This window comes from Bacillus sp. X1(2014) (assembly GCF_007678255.1).
The window spans coordinates 75,858-96,202 of the sequence record NZ_VEED01000010.1; the positions used below are offsets into that span (position 1 = coordinate 75,858).

22 protein-coding genes, 1 tRNA gene and 1 pseudogene are annotated in these 20,345 nt (G+C 38.3%); 15 read left to right on the plus strand and 9 right to left on the minus strand.

Annotation, left to right across the window (positions count from 1 at the left end; genetic code table 11):
* Positions 1-27 precede the first annotated feature (27 nt).
* On the plus strand, positions 28-822 hold the full coding sequence (locus tag FS608_RS18315) for an NAD kinase (RefSeq protein ID WP_144553678.1): 795 nt from the start codon (positions 28-30) through the stop codon (positions 820-822).
* 18 nt (positions 823-840) lie between these two features.
* Positions 841-1,746: an RluA family pseudouridine synthase gene (locus FS608_RS18320; protein WP_144553680.1), complete on the plus strand. Its 906-nt coding sequence runs from the start codon at positions 841-843 to the stop codon at positions 1,744-1,746.
* A 32-nt stretch (positions 1,747-1,778) separates the two neighbouring features.
* Here FS608_RS18320 and prpE read toward each other — a convergent pair whose 3' ends face one another.
* Entirely contained in the window at positions 1,779-2,516 is a 738-nt protein-coding gene (prpE, locus tag FS608_RS18325; protein WP_144553681.1) for a bis(5'-nucleosyl)-tetraphosphatase PrpE, read from the minus strand.
* Between the two features lie 90 nt (positions 2,517-2,606).
* On the opposite strand from prpE, the gene FS608_RS18330 reads away from it, so the two are divergent.
* The 4 genes from FS608_RS18330 (at position 2,607) to FS608_RS18345 (ending at position 6,187) form a co-directional block, all read left to right on the plus strand.
* A complete protein-coding gene (locus tag FS608_RS18330; protein WP_144553682.1) occupies positions 2,607-4,466 on the plus strand; it encodes a monovalent cation:proton antiporter family protein in 1,860 nt (619 codons plus the stop codon).
* Between the two features lie 7 nt (positions 4,467-4,473).
* Positions 4,474-4,668, plus strand: coding sequence for a hypothetical protein (locus FS608_RS18335; RefSeq protein ID WP_222127377.1), 195 nt, complete (start codon positions 4,474-4,476; stop codon positions 4,666-4,668).
* Positions 4,669-4,757: 89 nt separating this feature from the next.
* On the plus strand, positions 4,758-5,528 hold the full coding sequence (fabI, locus tag FS608_RS18340) for an enoyl-ACP reductase FabI (RefSeq protein ID WP_144553683.1): 771 nt from the start codon (positions 4,758-4,760) through the stop codon (positions 5,526-5,528).
* A gap of 128 nt (positions 5,529-5,656) precedes the next feature.
* The gene (locus FS608_RS18345; RefSeq protein WP_186328800.1) at positions 5,657-6,187 is read left to right on the plus strand and encodes a CotO family spore coat protein; all 531 of its coding nucleotides are present in this window, start codon (positions 5,657-5,659) and stop codon (positions 6,185-6,187) included.
* A 44-nt stretch (positions 6,188-6,231) separates the two neighbouring features.
* Here FS608_RS18345 and FS608_RS18350 read toward each other — a convergent pair whose 3' ends face one another.
* On the minus strand, positions 6,232-6,741 hold the full coding sequence (locus tag FS608_RS18350; RefSeq protein WP_144553687.1) for a CotY/CotZ family spore coat protein: 510 nt from the start codon (positions 6,739-6,741) through the stop codon (positions 6,232-6,234).
* 132 nt (positions 6,742-6,873) lie between these two features.
* Here FS608_RS18350 and FS608_RS18355 point away from each other — a divergent pair, with 132 nt between their 5' ends.
* The 7 genes from FS608_RS18355 to spoVIF all read left to right on the plus strand — a co-directional run bounded on the left by FS608_RS18355 (position 6,874) and on the right by spoVIF (position 10,604).
* Positions 6,874-7,230, plus strand: coding sequence for a DUF1360 domain-containing protein (locus FS608_RS18355; protein ID WP_144553689.1), 357 nt, complete (start codon positions 6,874-6,876; stop codon positions 7,228-7,230).
* A gap of 370 nt (positions 7,231-7,600) precedes the next feature.
* Complete coding sequence (locus tag FS608_RS18360; protein ID WP_144553691.1) at positions 7,601-8,068, plus strand: sporulation protein; 468 nt, start codon at positions 7,601-7,603, stop codon at positions 8,066-8,068.
* Between the two features lie 16 nt (positions 8,069-8,084).
* A complete protein-coding gene (spoVAC, locus tag FS608_RS18365; protein ID WP_098572471.1) occupies positions 8,085-8,564 on the plus strand; it encodes a stage V sporulation protein AC in 480 nt (159 codons plus the stop codon).
* A 1-nt stretch (position 8,565) separates the two neighbouring features.
* Entirely contained in the window at positions 8,566-9,591 is a 1,026-nt protein-coding gene (gene spoVAD / locus FS608_RS18370) for a stage V sporulation protein AD (RefSeq protein ID WP_144553693.1), read from the plus strand.
* A gap of 4 nt (positions 9,592-9,595) precedes the next feature.
* The gene (gene spoVAE / locus FS608_RS18375) at positions 9,596-9,952 is read left to right on the plus strand and encodes a stage V sporulation protein AE (protein ID WP_144553697.1); all 357 of its coding nucleotides are present in this window, start codon (positions 9,596-9,598) and stop codon (positions 9,950-9,952) included.
* Between the two features lie 107 nt (positions 9,953-10,059).
* Positions 10,060-10,179: a YjcZ family sporulation protein gene (locus tag FS608_RS18380; RefSeq protein ID WP_098572473.1), complete on the plus strand. Its 120-nt coding sequence runs from the start codon at positions 10,060-10,062 to the stop codon at positions 10,177-10,179.
* A 170-nt stretch (positions 10,180-10,349) separates the two neighbouring features.
* Positions 10,350-10,604: a sporulation-specific transcription regulator SpoVIF gene (gene spoVIF / locus FS608_RS18385; RefSeq protein WP_144553912.1), complete on the plus strand. Its 255-nt coding sequence runs from the start codon at positions 10,350-10,352 to the stop codon at positions 10,602-10,604.
* A gap of 24 nt (positions 10,605-10,628) precedes the next feature.
* Here the strand turns inward: spoVIF and FS608_RS18390 are convergent, their stop codons facing one another.
* From FS608_RS18390 to FS608_RS18410, 5 genes are all read right to left on the minus strand, one after another.
* On the minus strand, positions 10,629-12,932 hold the full coding sequence (locus tag FS608_RS18390) for a UvrD-helicase domain-containing protein (protein ID WP_144553699.1): 2,304 nt from the start codon (positions 12,930-12,932) through the stop codon (positions 10,629-10,631).
* A gap of 138 nt (positions 12,933-13,070) precedes the next feature.
* Positions 13,071-13,493, minus strand: a complete 423-nt coding sequence (locus FS608_RS18395) for a GNAT family N-acetyltransferase (RefSeq protein ID WP_144553701.1) — start codon at positions 13,491-13,493, stop codon at positions 13,071-13,073.
* A gap of 5 nt (positions 13,494-13,498) precedes the next feature.
* A complete protein-coding gene (locus FS608_RS18400; RefSeq protein WP_144553703.1) occupies positions 13,499-14,011 on the minus strand; it encodes a YjcG family protein in 513 nt (170 codons plus the stop codon).
* 122 nt (positions 14,012-14,133) lie between these two features.
* Positions 14,134-14,856, minus strand: coding sequence for an alpha/beta hydrolase (locus FS608_RS18405; RefSeq protein ID WP_144553705.1), 723 nt, complete (start codon positions 14,854-14,856; stop codon positions 14,134-14,136).
* Positions 14,857-14,966: 110 nt separating this feature from the next.
* Entirely contained in the window at positions 14,967-15,191 is a 225-nt protein-coding gene (locus FS608_RS18410; protein ID WP_144553708.1) for a hypothetical protein, read from the minus strand.
* A gap of 186 nt (positions 15,192-15,377) precedes the next feature.
* Between FS608_RS18410 and FS608_RS18415 the strand changes: the two genes are divergently transcribed.
* A tRNA-Val gene (locus FS608_RS18415) sits at positions 15,378-15,450 on the plus strand.
* 580 nt (positions 15,451-16,030) lie between these two features.
* The gene (locus FS608_RS18420) at positions 16,031-17,125 is read left to right on the plus strand and encodes an L-dopachrome tautomerase-related protein (protein WP_144553710.1); all 1,095 of its coding nucleotides are present in this window, start codon (positions 16,031-16,033) and stop codon (positions 17,123-17,125) included.
* 234 nt (positions 17,126-17,359) lie between these two features.
* Here the strand turns inward: FS608_RS18420 and FS608_RS18425 are convergent.
* Both FS608_RS18425 and FS608_RS18430 read right to left on the minus strand, forming a co-directional pair.
* Positions 17,360-17,629 (minus strand): annotated as a pseudogene (locus tag FS608_RS18425) (spore coat protein).
* A gap of 14 nt (positions 17,630-17,643) precedes the next feature.
* Positions 17,644-20,220, minus strand: a complete 2,577-nt coding sequence (locus tag FS608_RS18430; protein WP_144553711.1) for a substrate-binding domain-containing protein — start codon at positions 20,218-20,220, stop codon at positions 17,644-17,646.
* Positions 20,221-20,345: the final 125 nt, after the last annotated feature.

Genomic DNA, 20,345 nt, shown 5'->3' on the forward strand with positions numbered 1-20,345 from the left:
GCCATTCGCACAAGGAGCCAAAAATTTATGAAATTTGCGATTACATCAAAAGGAGATCAAAAATCAAATATCTTAATGCACAAAATGAGGACGTATTTACTTGATTTTGATCTTATATACGATGAAGACCAACCTGACATAGTTGTTTCCATTGGTGGTGACGGCACGCTTCTGTATGCATTTCATCGCTATAGCAGCCGTTTAGATAAAACTGCTTTTGTTGGAATACATACTGGACATCTTGGGTTTTATGCTGATTGGATTCCGGATGAGATTGAAAAGTTAGTGATAGCGATTGCGAAAACACCTTATCAGGTTGTCGAATACCCTCTATTAGAGGTTATAATCCGTTATTCTCATGCCGGAAAGGAATCAAGGTATCTGGCCTTAAATGAGTCAACAGTAAAAAGTGTCGAGGGAACACTGGTTATGGATGTTGAGATTCGTGGACAGCATTTCGAACGGTTCCGTGGTGACGGCTTATGTGTTTCAACCCCTTCAGGCAGTACGGCCTATAATAAGGCCCTTGGCGGGGCGATTATTCATCCATCAATAGCGGCCCTTCAAATTGCGGAGATGGCATCGATTAATAACAAGGTTTTTAGGACGATTGGCTCGCCATTAATTCTTCCAGCTCACCATAATTGTATGCTTAAACCAGTCAATCGGTCAGATTTTCAGGTTACCATTGACCACCTGACATTGCTTCATAAGGATGTTAAATCAATCCAATTTAGAGTTCCAGAAGAAAAAATCCGTTTTGCCCGTTTCCGTCCATTTCCGTTTTGGAAAAGAGTTCATGATTCCTTTATTTCAGATTAAGAAGCAGGTGCCGTCGTAATGTCTCAGCAATTTCAAATGAAGTGGGTCATTGGTGAAAGCGATGTTGGGAAGTTGGTTAGGGAATTTTTAAAAGAGGAAGAGATTTCTCGGACGGCTTTAACAGATATTAAGTTCAAAGGTGGTAATATCCTAGTAAATGGAGTAGAAGTAAATGTCCGATACCGTTTAGTATCAAGCGATAAATTAACCGTGATTTTTCCCATAGAAAGTCCTAGCGAGGGACTTTTGGGTGAAGATATTCCATTATCGATTTTTTATGAAGATGAGTATTTGTTGGTAGTAAATAAACCAGCAGGAATGAACACGATCCCGTCGCGAGAACATCCTGCAGGCAGTTTGGCGAATGCGCTGATTGGCTATTATCAGCGGTGCGGTCTGCAAGCTACTACGCACATAGTCACACGGCTTGACAGGGATACTTCAGGAATTGTTCTGATTGCTAAACACCGCCATGTACATCATTTGTTTAGTATGATGCAGCAGAACGGTCAAGTTAAGCGGACATATGAGGCATTTGCAGAAGGTGAAATGCAACAAGATAATGGTACAATAGTGGCTCCTATTGGCCGTAAAGATGACAGTATCATTGAGCGGGAAGTTCGTAAGGATGGACAATATGCGTGTACCCATTATCAGGTTCTTGCGAGATATAATGGATTTACTCATTTGGAACTTGTGCTTGAAACGGGACGTACCCATCAAATTAGAGTCCATATGTCTTTTTTAAATCATCCCTTACTTGGTGATGATTTATATGGAGGAGATATATCACAAATAAATCGACAGGCACTTCATTGTAAAAAAATTTCTTTTATTCACCCATTCTTAAAGGATGAAATGATATTTACTGCTCCATTACCCAGAGATATGGGTAAATTAATAAAGGCTGACCTACTTGATTAAGAGGCAGCCTTTTTTGTGTATTTGCAATGCTCCTAATCAAATTGTTTAAATTTTTCCTCCACATATGGCATAGTAGAGGTAACTGACACCAATTCCATCTCAGGATATCTTAATGCTGTAAGTTTCCCGCCAAAGACCGCGCCAGTATCAATATTGTACGTATTATTTATGTACCTGGGCTCTTTAACAGGCGTATGTCCATAAATGATACAGGGCTTACCATGGTATTCCTTCGCCCAATCTCTTCTGATTGGAGACCCATCCGGGTGTTTTTTACCTGTAATATCTCCGTAAAGGACAAATTCCTTAACTTTCCCATGGGATTGTCCGATAAATTCTTGTTTAATCCCTGCATGTGCAATAACAAGCTTCGTATTGTCTAATACTAAATAGAGTGGAGCTTTTTCGTAGAGTTCAATAAATTTTTTTCGAATGGATTGCTGTTCTTTTTTATATAATGATTCATACTCAGCAACCGTTGTTTCAAGCCCATGTGCAATCTGAACTTTGTTGCCTAGGAAGAAGCGGTATAACTTATTACAATGATTCCCTGGTGTGTAATAAGCTTTTTTTTCTTTCAAAACCAACTTCCAAACAATTTCGATTACATGAAGTGATGCAGGTCCACGGTCTGTTAAATCTCCAAGAAAACCAAGTACTCTGTTTTCGTGAAGTGGGATTCCATTCACCCATTTATAGCCAAGCTTCAATGTGAGTTCCTTAAATTCTGTAAAACATCCATGGATATCACCGATTACATCAATTTTCATTGGATCAGCTCCTTATCCTCTATATTTTTAGTCATAGCGTTTATTTTTATAAAAAGTTTCTAATTTCTATATATTGAAAGGAGTCATTCTATGGAGCAGCATGTTTCAGTCATTTCTTTATTAGTTGTTGTGACAACTGCTTTTTTAACCCCTATTCTTTTACATCGACTTAAATTAAACTATATCCCAGTGGTTGTTGCTGAAATTATCATGGGACTGGTCATTGGTAAGAGTGGATTCGATGTTGTTCATGAAGATATTTGGCTTTCCACCTTATCGACACTTGGTTTTATTTTTCTCATGTTTTTAAGCGGGCTTGAAATCGATTTTAAAGCCTTTGCTGGAGGGAATAAGCGTAAGGTTCTTCCCAATGGGAAAAAGGAGCCAAATTCATTTGTTGTGGCGTCATTAATCTTTGTCGGAGTTTTTATCTTCTCGCTCGGCCTATCCATTGTCTTTGTAATGGCAGGTTTTATTGACAATGCTTTTTTAATGACGCTAATCATTTCGACGATATCTTTGGGTGTAGTGGTACCAACCTTGAAAGAGGCCCATTTGATGAAAACTGTAATCGGCCAAATTATCTTATTAGTTGCGGTCATTGCAGATTTAGTGACAATGATTTTACTCGCTGTGTTTGTTTCGTTGAATGAATCAGGTCATGGGAATACGTGGCTGTTACTTATATTGTTTGCCGCGGGTATCGTTCTTTATTTTCTTGGAAAAAGATTTAAAAATCGTACGTTCATTGAATCACTTTCAACGGGGACCGTACAAATTGGAACCAGGGCAGTTTTCACACTGATCATTGTTTTAGTTGGGCTTTCTGAAACAGTTGGTGCTGAAAATATCTTAGGGGCGTTTCTAGCGGGTGTACTTGTATCCTTGTTAGCACCGAATCAAGACCTTGTACATAAGTTAGATTCTTTTGGTTATGGATTTTTGATACCTATATTTTTTGTGATGGTAGGAGTAAACCTTGATATTTGGTCGCTATTTAGTGAAAAAAAGCTTTTGTTATTAATACCGCTTTTATTAGCAGGGCTGCTTTTTTCAAAACTCATCCCAGTTTACCTATTAAAAATTTGGTATGATTTAAAAACGGTCATTGCGTCTGGCTTTTTGCTTACTTCAACGCTATCACTTGTCATTGCGGCTGCTACCATTGGAGAAAGATTAGAAATCATATCAGCGGAGATGAGTGGAACACTAATATTAGTGGCAGTAATCACCTCAATATTTACACCAATTGTTTTTAAAAAGTTATTTCCTAGAGAAGTGGTTGCAAATAAAAAGGTTAGTGTAGCGTTCTTGGGTGCCAATCAGACGACACTGCCTGTTTCAAGAGAATTAAAGTCAGGTCTGTATGATCCAATCCTTTACCATACCCAAATGGATAAATCAGATAAACAAATTGCCGATTCACTATTTGAAATCGTTGAAATTCCAAACTATTCTCTTGAAACGTTGGAGAATACAAAAGTCTTTCAATCAGAAGTTGTCGTGATATCTACTGGTGATGAAAAGTTAAATGCAGCCTTATCGATCGCTGCGAAAGAAAGAGGAGTATCTAGGGTCATTGCACGAATTGAAAGTCCAGATATCGAGGAAAATTTACGTGAAAATAATATAGAAATGTTTTCGACATTTATGTCGACAAAAGTCTTACTTAGGGCATTGATTGAATCACCAACCCTCATCAACATACTTACTAATCAAGAGACAGGACTTTATGAAATTGTCCTAATGAATAGCCAATTTGATGGGATGTCTTTACGGAAGTTCCCCTTTACAGGCGATATCATTTTTGTACGAATTTTTCGAGGCAAAGATTCCATCGTTCCGCATGGAGATACAGAACTAGAGATGAATGATCGGTTAATTGTTACTGGCTCGAAGGAATATGTTGATGAGTTAAAAAGAGAATTGGAATTTTGCGAAACTTGTTAATTTATTGTTGAAAAAGGCTATGTTAAAGCTAATTGTTTATTTTGGCACCCTGTTGATTGGAGCGGAAGGCACGAAGACTCCTGCGGGAGGACGGGGCAGGGGAGACCCCGCAGGAGCACAGCGACGAGGAGGCTCCAGGGGACCGCCCGCGAACCGCACGTGCCTGGAGCGGAAATCAACAGGCTATTTAACAGAGCATTGAAAACGGTAAACTTTTCATTTACGGCAAATTAGTGTAAAATTAGTACCAAGTACTAATATCATGTGTAATTGTAGGAGGACTTTTTCAATATGAACTTTTCTTTATCTGGAAAAACATACGTAGTAATGGGTGTAGCCAATAAACGCAGCATCGCGTGGGGAATTGCCCGCTCACTGCACAATGCAGGTGCAAGATTAATTTTTACCTATGCAGGTGAAAGGTTAGAAAGCAGTGTTCGTGAACTGGCTGGTTCTTTAGAAGCCGAAGGGACAATAGTATTACCTTGTGACGTGACTAACGATGAAGAAGTTGCAAAATGCTTTGCTGAAATCAAAGAGTCAGTTGGTTCCATTCATGGAGTGGCACACTGCATCGCATTTGCAAATAAAGAAGAACTTAGCGGGGAGTATTTAAGCACAACCAGAGAGGGCTTTTTGCTCGCTCACAATATAAGCTCCTATTCCTTAACAGCTGTAGCCAAAGAAGCACGAGGATTAATGACTGAAGGAGGAAGTATTGTCACATTGACATACTTAGGCGGCGAACGTGCTATCCAGAACTATAATGTTATGGGTGTAGCTAAAGCTTCTCTTGATGCTAGTGTTCGTTACTTAGCTGCAGACCTTGGTAAAGAAAACATTCGTGTTAATTCGATTTCTGCAGGTCCAATTCGTACCTTATCCGCAAAAGGAATAAGTGATTTTAATTCCATCTTAAAGGAAATTGAAGAAAGAGCGCCATTACGCCGAGCAACCACTCCAGAAGAAGTTGGCGACACGGCCGTGTTTCTTTTCAGTGATCTATCAAGAGGAATTACTGGAGAAAACATTCACGTTGATTCCGGATACCATATTCTATAACTCAGAAGCACCTGTTTGGGTCCGTATTAATACGGGCCTTTTCTTATGCTTTTTTTATTTTTTTGTGACCTATATGGGCCTCTTGCATAAATATAATCTAAAGGTTTATGTAAATGGAGGTGCTAAGAATGTCCGAAGAAAAGAGGAAGGGACCATTATTATATATACATCAGCCGTTTGTAAGAACTACTGCCACTAATATGCAGGACACATACTCAATTAGACAAGACCTGGTGATTGAAGAAGAAAAGCTAAGCGAGGAGGAAGGAAAGAAAATAATCTCACTTGCAAAAAATGAACTAGGACCAGAGCAAATAATTAAAGACGAAACCAAATTAGATAAACCATCAATAACACAAAAATCGAATTCACCTGCAACTCCAACATCCAAATCGTTTCAAAAAAGGAAGCATGCATCCTTGAATCGGGTAAAGCCTTTTAAAGAAATGAATATCGAAGAACGCTTAGATTATTTAAAAAACTATCCGAGGGTCCTTCCACCAGCTCCATGCGTTTTTGTTACCGAGGAAAATAACTATCAAGGGTATCTGACCGAATACGATGGTCAAGATGTGACGATTCGATTTCATGATCAAACAACTAAAACCGTGCCTGTACATGCACTTACAAATATTATCTTAATTGGGCTAAGGAAATAGTTGGACCATAAAAAAGCCAGCCGTTTTACCGACTGGCTGCATTTTTAGGTACAAATTCCCAAATTTACATCAGCAATACATTGCACTGCACAGAAGCAACTTAAGTCAACTGTAATACAGTCGTTACTTGCGCGGAAGCGTTCAACCTGACAAACTTTATCCAGGTTGATGCAGCATTTATCTCCGCCTGAAACCAAGTTAACTGGACAGAAAGTTCCACCTTCGCGGCGTCCTGGTACTAACACTCGAAGTGTAGCGCAGCAATTATCGAATACATCTTCTACACGGAAGTAGATAGATACACATGCATTATTTTCATTACTAAAGAATGCATGGAATGGCGAACCATCCGCAGTACTTAGCACAAATACACGAGTGTCGACAGGATCTCTCCTCACTGGTGACACCAATGAACCTAGAGGCTCAGCAAAACAACTAGAACACTCTGGACATTCGTCCTCCATTACCGCATTATCTTGGATATCCTTAATGGCACGAACTACTTCACAAACGCAATTACCATTACGAAAATCATGATTGTTTCCACAACCCATATAAATTTCCTCCTTATTCCATATATATATCTTACAATACTAAGATATTTAACAGAGCAGTTTTGGGACACGGACAATCGCCTTATTTAAGTAAATTAGGCTGATAAAAGGTCTTTGAAAGGATCCTCCATTATGAAAATAACCTTTTTACATTTGCTTCTTCTTTCGCTGGCAAGCTTTAGGCTGACAAGGTTACTTGTATTTGACAAAATTACCGAGTTTATTCGGGTTCCTTTTTTTAATGAAATAAAAGAAGTAAATGAGTATGGAGAAATGGAAGTTTATTACGTGCCGAAGGAAAAGGGAGTCAAAAAATTTTTCGGAGAACTTCTTAGCTGTTATTGGTGTACAGGAATATGGACTTCAATCGCAATTGTTAGTTTATCCATGCTATTCCCAGACTTTTTATTCCCAATTATCTTAATTTTGGCGGTTGCGGGATGTGCATCCATAGTGGAGACCATTGTGCAGTTTTTTATAGAAAAATAGTGTGTCCGCTGAGACAAGGATTATAAGTTGTTCATATTCTATATTAGTGGATATAGACTTGACAGCGAGGGAGAGAGAATCATGAGTCAAAAGAAAAGGAGAACTCAATCAACTGACTATTCACAATCAATTCAATCATCACAATCGACCAACATGTATCAACCATCAAAATCGATAAAGCAAAAAGGAACAGGTTGTGGCTGTGGGAAAAAAACTTCAAGGTAAGTGAGAGTAACTGTCAGATTAGCTGGCAGTTTTTTATTTTTCCTAAACAATAGATAAATTAAAGTTATTCCTCATAATTTTAATCATTGTCGAAAAAACTACATAGTAGTGGTAAATATAAAATGGAACAAGGGATGGGAATCATATGAGAGCTATTCATCGATGGGTATTACTTGCTTGTTTATTGTTACTTTCCTCCTGTGACCAAAACCAACAGGTTACGGATAGCCAATTAACTCTTATGAAAACAACGAATCCTAGCCCAATCGTAACACAAAAGAATAAAAGTAAAGATCATGTTAAAGACATTGAGCAGGATGTCAGCTCGTTTCCAGAATTATATGATGTGGCTGTTGTGGAAGGCAAGAAAGATACACTAGTTGTTTATAAAGTTAAACACTTATATCGATTTAAAATGAAAAAAATTGAAAAGGGTATCAACAAAATGCTGGAACAAAAATATCCAGATGAAACCTTTACAATCTCAAGTGACTATAAAATTTTTCTAGAAACAGTCAGACTTGATGAGAAAATGAAATCCTCAAAATTTACAGGTAAGAAAGCTGAAAAACGTTTTAACGAGATCGTTAAGATGACAAAAGATTTGAAGTAAGAAAGGAAGAAAATAGATGGCAACGAGTAAACAAAAAAATATGACACCCCAGCAGCGCAACTATCAACAACTTCAACAGAAGCATGAAATTAAACGACCTGTTCTGAAGAACTGTATTAAGGCATTTTTTGTTGGCGGTATAATATGTGTGATCGGTCAAGCCATCAGTTATTTTTATATTTATTATTTTGATTTTACTGAACAGAGTGTAGGAAATCCAACGGTCGCAACCATGGTATTTTTATCTATGTTACTAACTGGATTTGGAGTATACGATCGACTTGGACAATTTGCCGGGGCAGGGAGTGCTGTGCCCGTTACAGGCTTCGGAAATGCTGTGATATCTGCAGCTATAGAGCATCGAACTGAAGGCTTTGTTTTAGGTGTGGGTGGAAATATGTTTAAGCTTGCAGGGTCAGTCATACTCTTCGGTGTTTTCTCGGCATTTGTTGTGGCACTGATTAAGACCCTGCTAGTGATTTGGGGGGTGTTGTAAATTGTTAAAAGGGCACCAATCTTGGATTTTTACAAATCGGCCAATGATCACCTCCACTGGAGTTACTGGTGGACCGTTTGAAGCCAATGGTAATTTAGCAGAGGATTTCGATTTACTATATGAAGACTTGTGGATGGGGAAGGAAACCTATGAAAAAGCACACCGATTACTATTAGAAGAGGCGATTAAAACAGCACTAAATAAAAGAAATATGGAAAAAGAACAGATCCAATTTTTATTTGCTGGAGATTTAATTAATCAAATAACACCAACAAGTTTTGCCGCAAGGACCATGCAGATTCCTTATTTTGGGCTATTCGGTGCATGCTCAACATCCATGGAAGGTTTGGCTCTCGCTTCATTCGTTGTAAATTACCAGGGCGCAAATTACGTCCTAACAGGTGCATCCAGCCATAATGCAGCGGTAGAAAAACAGTTTCGCTACCCAACCGAGTATGGAGGTCAAAAACCGCCGACTGCACAATGGACGATCACAGGAGCAGGCGTGGCACTTGTTCAGCCTAATGAGCCTGGGCAGGTATTTCCGGTTACAACTGCGGCTACGATCGGAAAAGTGATTGATATGGGATTAACAGATCCCTTTAATATGGGAGGGGCGATGGCCCCTGCCGCAGCCGATACCATTATTGCTCATTTCCGTGATTTGCAAATAGACCCTTCTTATTATGACTTGATTGTTACTGGCGACTTAGGCAGGGTCGGTCACGATACAGCCTTTGAACTAATTAACAAAAGTGGTCTTGAATTAGAACGAAAACAATTCCAGGATTGCGGGTTATTAATGTATAAGGACGATCAGCCAGTACAGTCTGGAGGAAGTGGGGCCGGGTGCTCAGCAACAGTCTTGTATGGACATTTATTGAACCAATTGAAAAAGGGTACATATAAACGGATTTTAGTAGTCGCAACAGGCGCATTGCTGTCCCCGCTCAGCTTTCAGCAAAATGAATCAATTCCATGTATTGCACATGCCGTTGCCATTGAAATGAACGGAGATAAGGGGTGATCCTATGTTAGCAATGTTTTTTTGGGCATTTGTAATTGGCGGGCTAATCTGCGTGATCGGGCAGCTTTTATTTGATGTTGCAAAGCTTACTCCTGGCCATACACTCAGTTTGCTCGTGGTGATTGGCGCTGTATTAGATGGTTTCGGTCTTTATGAACCACTTGTTGACTTTGCTGGGGCAGGTGCTACCATTCCAATTACCAGTTTTGGTAATTCCTTAGTTCATGGAGCAATGCAGGATGCAGAGAAACATGGACTTATTGGGGTATTGACTGGGATGTTCCAAGTGACTAGCTCTGGAATCTCAGCAGCGATTATTTTCGGATTTATCGGTGCATTAATTTTTAAACCTAAGGGTTAAACTAACCATTTTTGAATCCAATTTACTGAAATCGATGTCGCGCCTACACACAGTATAGGGTAATTTCATATGTTATTAATGAGATTACAGAAGTGAGGTGACATTATATGTTTGGATATGGCGGATGTGGTTACGGTTACGGCGGTGGATTTGGCTACGGTTCAACTTTCGTATTAATCGTCGTATTATTCATCCTTTTAATCATTGTTGGTGCAAGCTTCTATTAATAAATAGTGCCTGCATAAGGGAAAAGGGTTGGCATGATAAAGTGCCAACCCTTTAACCTTGTTGAGCGAAAAGTGCCTAGGTGCACGTACGCTTTTCCAATTTTTTATTCACCAAATTATCCATCCTTCATACAATAAAAGTAGTTTATGAAGGAGCGTGATCTTTGAATATGGATAATGGATTTTTTAAAAACATTGAAAAGAAAACGGGCGTTAATATGAAAGATATCTTTGAATTAGCTAATTCATTACAAAATGCGAATTTTAAAGATGAAAAAACAGTCCGAAGTGTGATTCGTCGAGTTTCTCAAATTGCCAATAAACCGGTAAGTCAAGAAATGGAAGATCAAATTGTTAAATCCATTGTTAATGATGGAAAGCAACTTGATCTTAATACGATTTCGAATATGATTAATAAAAAATAAAAAGAAGAAGACCTCCTTCCTAAATTAGGAAGTGGTCTTCTTCTTTTTAGTTAGCGGAGAAATAAACCTTGAACGATGTGCCTTTTTGCCCCGTCTATTTTCTGGAACAGAGATAAAAAGCTGATCCATAGCTCGAGTCATCGCTACGTAAAATAATCTTCTTTCTTCTTCAAGTGCTGTAAAATCGCCATTTCGATACGCTTCTAGTGCAAAATCGTGTGGTAAACTGCCATCGACAGCACCTACAATATAAACTGTTTTGTATTCGAGACCTTTTGAGCGGTGAATCGTACTAAGACTAATGGCTTCATGAAAATGTTTACTTAAACTTTTAATTTCTTTGTTCATAGCCGACATATGCTCTGCATGAGCAAGGAACGCTTCAATTTTATCGAAGCTTTTTGCGGCCACTTTTAGGTCTTTAAGGTCGTCAGAGCCTTTTTCAAGCTTATTTGACTCGTTACCCCGTTTTTTCAAAAAATCAAGAAAGCCAATATCTTTTTCGACTTTTTCAAGTGCTGAGTGTGGGGATGAATGCTTCAGTCCCCGAATAATCGTGACCGCTTTTTTTAATTTCTTTTCCTGAAAAGCGTGGGCCGTAGTTAAGTGGCTAAGCGCTTCAAGCAGGCTGCAATTCTTTAGGATGCTTTGTGCTTTCAATTCTTTAAGGACCGTTTGCCTTAGAAATAGCAAAGGTAATATCTCAGACATTGCCTTTGTGTCATCCTCATTTAAACTCACTTTTAGAAAAGAAAGGGCGCTTCTAACGATATAACGATCGTAAAAAGCTTCTGCATCTAGATCAATCTTAAATGGAAGATTCGAGCCGGCCAGTCTTTCAAACACCGCACGCGAGCCGGCATTGGTCCGATAAAGAATGGCAAAGTCGGAAGGGTTTGCTCCATTAGATATCTGCTCTTGTATATCAGTGACAACCATCGTTGCTTCTTCCTCTTCATCATAAGGAAAAAATAACTGTGGAAGTGTTCCTGAAGAAAACTGTGCCTTCATTTTCTTTGATCTTCTGATTTTATTCGCTGCAATCATCTGGTTCGCAGAGGAAACAATTTCATGTGAAGATCGATAATTTTGATCAAGTGTGACCATTTTTGCATAGGGAAAATCCTTTTCAAACTGTAGTAAATAACTTGGGTCACTTCCTCTAAATGAATAAATGGCTTGATCATCGTCACCAACCGCACAAACATTTTTATTTTTTGCAGATAAAAGTTTGATGAGCTCGTATTGGACCTTATTTATATCCTGAAACTCATCAATTAAAAAATAATGAAAACGATTTTGATACTGGTCAAGAAGGGAGGGGGATGAGATAAACAGATGATAGCATCCAATCAGCATATCATCAAAATCAAACAGTCCCTCTTTCTTCTTATAGTCCTCATATTTTTTATATAAAAAGGCCGTTTTTTCTTCCCAATCAGAAGTGGGCTTCACTTCATTTGGCATTAGCAGAGAGTTCTTCCAAAGGCCGATTTGCTGAAGCGCTAAATCATAGGCAAACTCTTTTTCAGATAAATCAAGTTCTTTTCCAGCTTCCTTCAGGATTTTGTCTCGCTGCCATTCTTTTTTTAAAAGTTTGCCTGATGACCAATTATGCGCGTCGTGGAACATCAGGATGCGATAAAAAATACTGTGAAAAGTACCAGTAACCAGTTGATTAATGTTATCGCGTTTTATTTGTGGATAGGAAAGCAGCCGATGCTTCATTTCTGCTGCCGCTTTTGATGTGAAAGTGACAAGCATGATCGTTTTTGGGTCGATGAGTTTTTCAGTCAGCATATATGCTGTTCGTACTGTTAATACTCGAGTTTTACCACTTCCGGCACCAGCAAGTACTAACAGAGAGCCATCTGTTTCTTTGACAGCGGCAGCCTGACTTTCATCAAGAACAATTCCATTTCCTGCAAGTCGTCGTAAAAAAGGTGAGAGTTCCTCCTGAGCGTTTTTATCCGACAGGTTAAATGGAACAGAATATTCAATTGTTTTGGCGGCTTTAAATTGGTCAATGCTTTGCGGGGTTTTTGTTATCGTCCTACCCTTTGGAATGCTAAATCCATTCAATTCAGTAGTTGGTTGTATATCAGCCTTGTCGTCGATCACGACTTCGGGCTCTGGACAATGTTTTTCAGGTGAATGTATATGGAAAAAATGAGGTTCCTTGTGGATACCTAAAAACAAGCGAACGTTTTCGTTACAGCTCGGACAATTTAAATGACCATTTTTTCCGGCAAGAAATATTTTCTGATACTGGTCCCTGCTTAATTGCTCAAGGACAATATTTTGATTTTGATAAATCGCTGTTTTCATAATTTTTTATCCTCTATATCCAAAAATCAAGACATGTTCTATCATATCAAAACCTTGGAGGAACTAAAAGAGGTTCTTTGACATTGATGGAATTACCAAAAAAGCACTTAACGCTGCCGCGTTAAGTGCTACAAGAGGTTAAATTTTTTTCACCATCGTTTTATGTGGAATTCCTGAATCCATAAATTCTTCTGAGACAACCTCATAACCAAGTCCCGAGTAAAATGGAATAGCCTGGGTTTGAGCATTAAGCTTTAATTTATGAATGTCTTTTTCACGTGCATAGTTTTCAATCGAATTCATAATCGCTTTTCCGGCCCCAATTTTTCTTGCCTCTTTCAAGACACAGATTCGTTCGACTTTTCCATAACCATCAATGTAACGAAAGCGGCCAGCACCAACTGGAGAACCTTCATGGTACATGACAAAATGTTTTGCATCGTTTTCGTATGCGTCGATTTCCTCTTCAAGTGGGACAGCCTGTTCTTCAACGAATACAGTTTTCCTAATAAAATAGGCATCTTCAAGTTCTTTTTGATTTTCAACAATCTTTACTGTCAATTAAACTATTCCTTTCCAAGACGAAATGTTTCATAAACGGTCCAAGAACCATTTTCTAATTGATAAAGAAGATGGAAACGATCAATCATTTCTTCATGGTTAATCGCAGTCATACGCAGGGAACCAAATACATCAGAATGTTCATCATTGGAAAGCTGTTGACCAATGGTGATATGCGGAACAAATGCATATTCTAAGTTTTGCTCTGTAAATTCTTGATTAACTTCGTTATGCAAAGCGGTTAGTTCGTCCGATTTTTCGACTTTAAAATAAATAACATTGTTTACGGGTTTGAATGAGCTGATTTTCGAAGTTTTTAATGTAAATGCATTATGACTTGCAGCCAATCTTCTTAATTTATCAGCATACTCTCTCGCTTCTTCTTCGGACGCCTCAAAAGCATTTTTCAATGTTAAGTGCGGCGTAATTAAAGCATAATGCGGGTCATAACGTTTTCGATAGGAATTAGCTAAATCCTGTAGTTTTTTTGATGGAAAAATAACAACTCCAAATTTCATACGTATACCTCCATTTAGATGAACTTCCTTTTTACAATATAAACAAAAATTAACCTTCCTAATATTATAGCAAATTTTCAAAAAATATTAAATGACTTATCATGTTGTTGATATTTGTTAAATTAAAATAACATTTTAAGGGCGCGCCGTAAATCAGGCTGCCAGTACTTCCAGGTATGATTACCACTAAATTCTTCATAAAAATATGTAATGGGTTTCTCTGAAATTATTTTTGATAGCTCCCTGTTCGGGGTTAGGAAATCTTTCAGACTGCCGTCCGTTGTCTGAACTTCCGTTTCTTGATTCCCAATTACATGATAAAGCTGTAATAACTGTCCCTCCGAGAAGGTCTTAACTGCGTTCAAAATATTTTCATCCACAAATGGGGAGTGTAAAAGGACTTTTCCGAATGTATGTGGATATTGAAGCGCTGTCATTAAAGAAACAGCACCACCGAGAGAGTCGCCTATTAGTGCTCTTGTTGAGCCCATTTGGTAGGTAGGAAACTCTTGGTCAAGAAAAGGAACTAATTCATGGGCTAAGAACCGGATGTATGGTTGATTCTGAGAGCCATTGGGATGATATTTTTTGCGGCGGTCTTCTACATTTTTATAGGGTACCCCTACAATGATTAAATTTTCAATTTCTCTTTGAAAAAGAAACTCGTCTGCCAAGCGCGCGATTCTGCCGAGCTGGAAATAGTCTCGGCCATCCTGGGCAATTAACAGCGAGTATTTATATAGCGGTGAGAAGTTTGCTGGCAGATAGACAAGGAGTTGGATGTCCTCTCCAAGTTCTGCACTATAAATGGTAAGTTCTTTGATGGTTCCTTTTGGAAACGCCATGTGATAAATCCCCCCGTGATTCAATCTCTACCACTGCATTATAACAAAACTAAAGTGGAAATGCTTTTAATAATAGAGGGAGGAATGTGGTGTGACTGTGGGTGTGAGGATTAGTGAAGGTAGCGGTAGTTAGTACGGGAATCAGGCATAATGGATAATATATTTTCACGTTTGAAGGTACGCATTTGTTTTCGGAGCAGACAAAAGGCGCGAATATATTCGTCATTCACTTCCTTCACAATCAATTTCCGTTGGGATAATTCTTGGTTGTCGGCAAGGTAAATCATTTCTAACGGGATATTTTCCTCGATTGATCGCATGAAAAGTCCATCCATTTGGATCTCTCCTTTCTTGGTTATAGTATTATTATATCCAAACATTTGTTCTTTATTCAAGGGGAATAGAACTAATGTTCTTGTTTGTATTAGAGATTGGTTGTAATGGATAATTATAAGGAAAACTAAAAATGGTATTGACATTTTTATTATTTTTACTATAATTAGATTTGTAGTTAAATAAGAGATCTGTTAGCTCAGCTGGGAGAGCGCAACCTTGACAGGGTTGAGGTCGGGGGTTCGAACCCCTCACAGGTCATCATAAAAAATCCTAAAATCTTAATGATTTTAGGATTTTTTCTTTTGTAAGAGTTAAATTATCCGTTTAAATGAATTTATTATTTTTAAAAATATAGGTTAGTTAATTGGATTTAGTCGAACGTATGTTTTGTAATTAGGTTAGGATGAAATTTAAGGAAGACAGAGCCGGTGAAAAGAGTTTGGGCTTATTACCATGTAATTTTTAAATGTTTTTGGGCCGAGATGTTTTCGAGCGTATTTATCTTTCCATTCATCGACGAATTGATAAAAGGTTAACTTCTGTGGAGCTATGTATTCTCTGGTTTCAATTTCTACAACAAATTTGCTGCCTCTCAATTTGTATTTTATAACAACTTAACGTTGATTCTGGAAATTGAGCTTCGCTGCCCACTAATTGAACTCTACTTCATCTGGAGACCTTTAATAATATTACCCTTTCTTCTGACAGACTTATTAAATTTCGAAAACAATCCATTCCATCATCTTTTCGTATAGAAAAACTTATTAAGAAACATGCACTAGAGAAAATATAAATCATATATAGGTGATATCCCATTTAAATGGTTGAGGAGGATATCATGAAACCTATGCTGCCTATTGAAAATTATTTCGGTAAGTTTGAACTAGTTTATGCATTTTATGGCACTATGCCTACAGGTGTTAGTGTTTCGGAAACTGGTCGTATTTTCATTTGTTTTCCGAAATGGGGAGACGATGTTAAATTTACGGTGGCGGAAATTGTTGAGGATAAATTGCAGCCTTATCCTAATTTACAAACCAATTTGGTTAACCCCGAGAATATAACAATGACTTTCATCAGTGTCCAAAGTGTAGTTGCTGATGGAAGGGGAACGCTTTGGGTATTAGATACAGCGGCACCCAATTTTTCTGAACCTATTAAAGGTGGGGCAAAATTAGTCGCTGTTGATTTAAAAACCAATACAATTAGAAGAGTATACACCTTTACAGAAGATGTTGTCCTGCCAACAACATACCTAAATGATGTCCGATTTGATTTTCGTGTTGGAAACGCAGGTTATGCCTATATAACGGATTCTTCTTCCAAAGGACCAGGAGCTATTATCGTCGTAGATTTAGAAAATAGAAACGCGTTTAGACGGTTAAATGGGGCAAATTCAACTTCACCCGATCCCTATTTTATACCGAAAGTAGAAGGAAAAGTGTTGATGAATCGAAATAAAGATGGCGGGACTTCTCCATTTAGATTGGCGTCGGACGGAATTGCGATTTCTCCTGATGGAAAGGTATTATATTTTTGTCCACTAACCAGTCGTCATCTGTTCTCGATCTCAACAGAAGCCCTGAGAGACAGAAATATACCGGACATGGATTTACTTTATCAAGTGGAGTATTGGGGAGAAAAAGGGGCGTCTGATGGAATGATTACAGATGCAAAAGGGGCAATTTATGCTGGAGATTATGAGAACAATAGTATTCGAAAGATATTGCCGAATGGCACAATGGAAACCATCGCACATGATCCGAGAATTTTATGGCCGGATACTTTTTCGATTGGTCCGGATGAATACTTATATGTCATTGTGAACCAATTACATCGGCAGGCAAGATTTCATTATGGAAAAGACCTGCGACAAAAACCTTATAGTTTACTTCGTATGAAAATTGATGAATTTCCTGCTCCTACCATTTGATAATAAAAAATAGTTGGTTCATTTTTTTGTGAAATTTGAACGGGTAAGCATGGAGCCAATAGGTCGTAATTAGCTTAATATAGCTCTATTCATAAAAGCAAAGACATCAAATTTGTAATTGTAAAAGAAAATGGTGGTAGCAAAAGGAGGGAAATCGTTATTTAAATCATTTAAATATAAATGGTTTATTAGGAACAGTTTAGGTTGGTAATATTAAACTGCTCCTATTTTATTTTATATAGTGGGTAAGTTCAATGCTGTATTGATATTATTTAAGTCTAAATTGATTTGTTCGTTGGTATCCCAAGCATGGTACCATCCTTTTTCTTCCATATATGAGGAAATTTGTTCATGCATATCAAGAGCTTCCATTAAATGGCGAGTGAGCATTTCTTTAATTTCGGGCGTTCCTGATTCCGTAACTGCCATGGCATAATTTCTAACTCAACTTTTAGCTGCAATCAATAAATCCATTGCAACCACTTGATCCGATAGTGCGTCCATGCCACTTCATTGGTTTAATTAAGACGATTACTGTACGATTGAATATTTTCTGGGGCATCTTGGTTGTACACAAGTTTCCATGCCTCAAGGAGATTTTCTTTTGTTACTTTTAGAGCCGGAACAGCTACATAAGCAGGTGCTGGTTTGCCGAGCAGAGCATAACCTGCCAGGATCGCCTCGGCCACTCCTTGATGGTAGGGCATCTGTGAACCCGAGCCCTTGATAAGACCATCTTTGGCAATTTCTACAGCAGCATTGGTACCCAAATCGATTGTTGTAATGACTAAATCATGTTTTCCAGCGGCACTGGCGGATGCCATAACACCTTCCGCTACCAAATCCCATACAACAAAGATTCCCCTCAAATCCGGGTGTTCAGAAATCATAGCGTCTGAAAGTTCTTTCCCATCCAATGGACTTGTAAAACCGCTACGGGCTATGATTTGAATGTCAGGATAACTTTCTTTAATCGTCTTTTCAAAAGCAGTTAATCTTTGTTTCGTTACAAAAAAATCAGCATCGTGGTATATAACCCCAATCTTGCCTTTAAAGCCAATTTTCTCTGCGAGGATGTCTGCGGCGTAGGCCCCGTTTCCATAATTGTCAGCGGATACAACGCTAACATAATCCTTACCCGCTTCTAGCCCATATGGTATATTGTCCATAAACACCAGCTTAACACCTGATTGAGCTGCGGTTTGAAATGCACTCACGGTCAATACTGGATCGATGGGAAGACTGACAATAATATCCGGTTTTTTCGCTAATATCTTTTGGATATCTGCGACTTGCTTTTCCCAGTTAAATTCGGCATCAGTTATAGCCACGACCCTAATCCCCATTTTATTAAAAGTTGTCTTCAATCCCTCGATTTGTGCCTTTGCCCAATTATTTCCTGTATAGTGCATCGCAATGGCAACTGTATAGTTCTTTTCCCTGAGTTTTTTTAAATCTTTCAAAGACAACTGCAATGTCTTGGCAGAAACAGCTTCCTCTCCATTTGGTCCTATACTTAAAATATTATGTTCGGGTATATTTTGATTAATTGTACTCGTTAAAGTCTCGTTTACAGTTGTTAAGAACTCCTTGATATTAATGGGTTTCGTCACATAATTATCAAACCCCTTGCCTAATGTCTGCTGGATGTCCTGGGGCATGGCATTGGCACTTACAGCAATAACAGCAACGTCCCTCGTCTTTTCATTCATTTTTAAAAGCTTAAACACGTCGAAACCATGGATATCCGGTAGATTCAGATCCAGCAGAATTAAATCGACTTTTTTTGTTCTAGCGAGTTCTAGTCCTTCTTTTCCAGATTGAGCAGTTAAGATCGTAAAGGAGGACTGCGATTTCAGGATGTTCTTTACCAAGTTTAAATTGGATTGATTATCTTCAATATATAGCAAACAATAGTGGTCATTTTTGCCATTCTTTGTTGGAAGATCGATCACTTCTTCCCCCCACTGCATCGCTGCCTTTAATTCATAGGGAAGGGGGAGGCTAAAGTAAAAATCACTGCCAATTTCTTTTTGGCTTGTGACACTAATTTTTCCACCCATTAATTGGACAAGCTGTTTCACTAATGACAATCCGATCCCAGTACCTTCTTCTTGTGTCCCTTTAATTCTGTAAAATGGAACAAACACTTTATGATATTCCTCAACTGAAAGCCCGGTCCCAGTATCTGCAATATGAATGACAGCCTCGTTTCGTTTTAAATAGGAAAAGATCATGACTTTTCCGTCTTCCTGGTTATATTTAATAGCATTATCAAGAAGATTCAGGAGGATTTGTTTCAGTCGAATGGGATCGGCTAGAACTGAAATGGTTTGCGATGGATCTAACTGGTTGTGAATACTAATACCCTTGTTCTTGGCTAGTGGTTGTACGATGTTCATACATTCATTAATAATCGTCTCTAGTTTTACTTCTACAATTGAAACTTTTAATTGGCCGGTATCTATTCTTGATAGATCTAAAATATCATTGATTAAGCTTAATAAATGTCTTCCTCCACCTAGAATCTCCTGGACAAAGTCACTCTGCTCATCATTTAAGGAATCATCTAACTCTAAAAGCTGTGCGAAACCAAGTATTCCATTCAATGGTGTCCGAAGTTCATGGCTCATTTTGGACAGAAAATCAGATTTAGCCAGGTTCGCCTTTTCTGCCTCTTCTTTAGCATGAATAATGGTTTGTTCCATTTTTTTTCGTTCGGTGATATCCGAAATGGTAATTAGGGCAACCTGTTCACCATCTTTACGCATGTTGAGAGGTTTTGAATTTATTGAAAGCCATTTGGTGCCGGATTCAGGATTAATCACTCCCACCACATAGTTATAAAAAGGGATCCCTTTCTCGAGTGTGATCATTCCTGGCAATTGGGAATAGGGCAGTGTTGTGCCGTCTTCATTTATATATTCAAGTTGCTGAAAGCTTGAGCCTGTAAAAAATTCTGATTTAACACCGAGCACGTTTTCCGCGTTTTCATTAAGTGCAATTGTTTTACCTGACTTTTCCTGAATAATGACGTATTCAGACATGGTTTGTAAAACTTCTTTATATAAATTTTCGTTAGGGGTGAGTTCCATTTTCTTATCCTGCCTTTGACCGAATAGTCGTGCATTTTTCTGAAGCTTTAGTGTTAGTATAGTCCACAGAAAACTGCAAAAAAACACTATCAGCAAATTATATTAAATTACTTCCTTTACCGCTT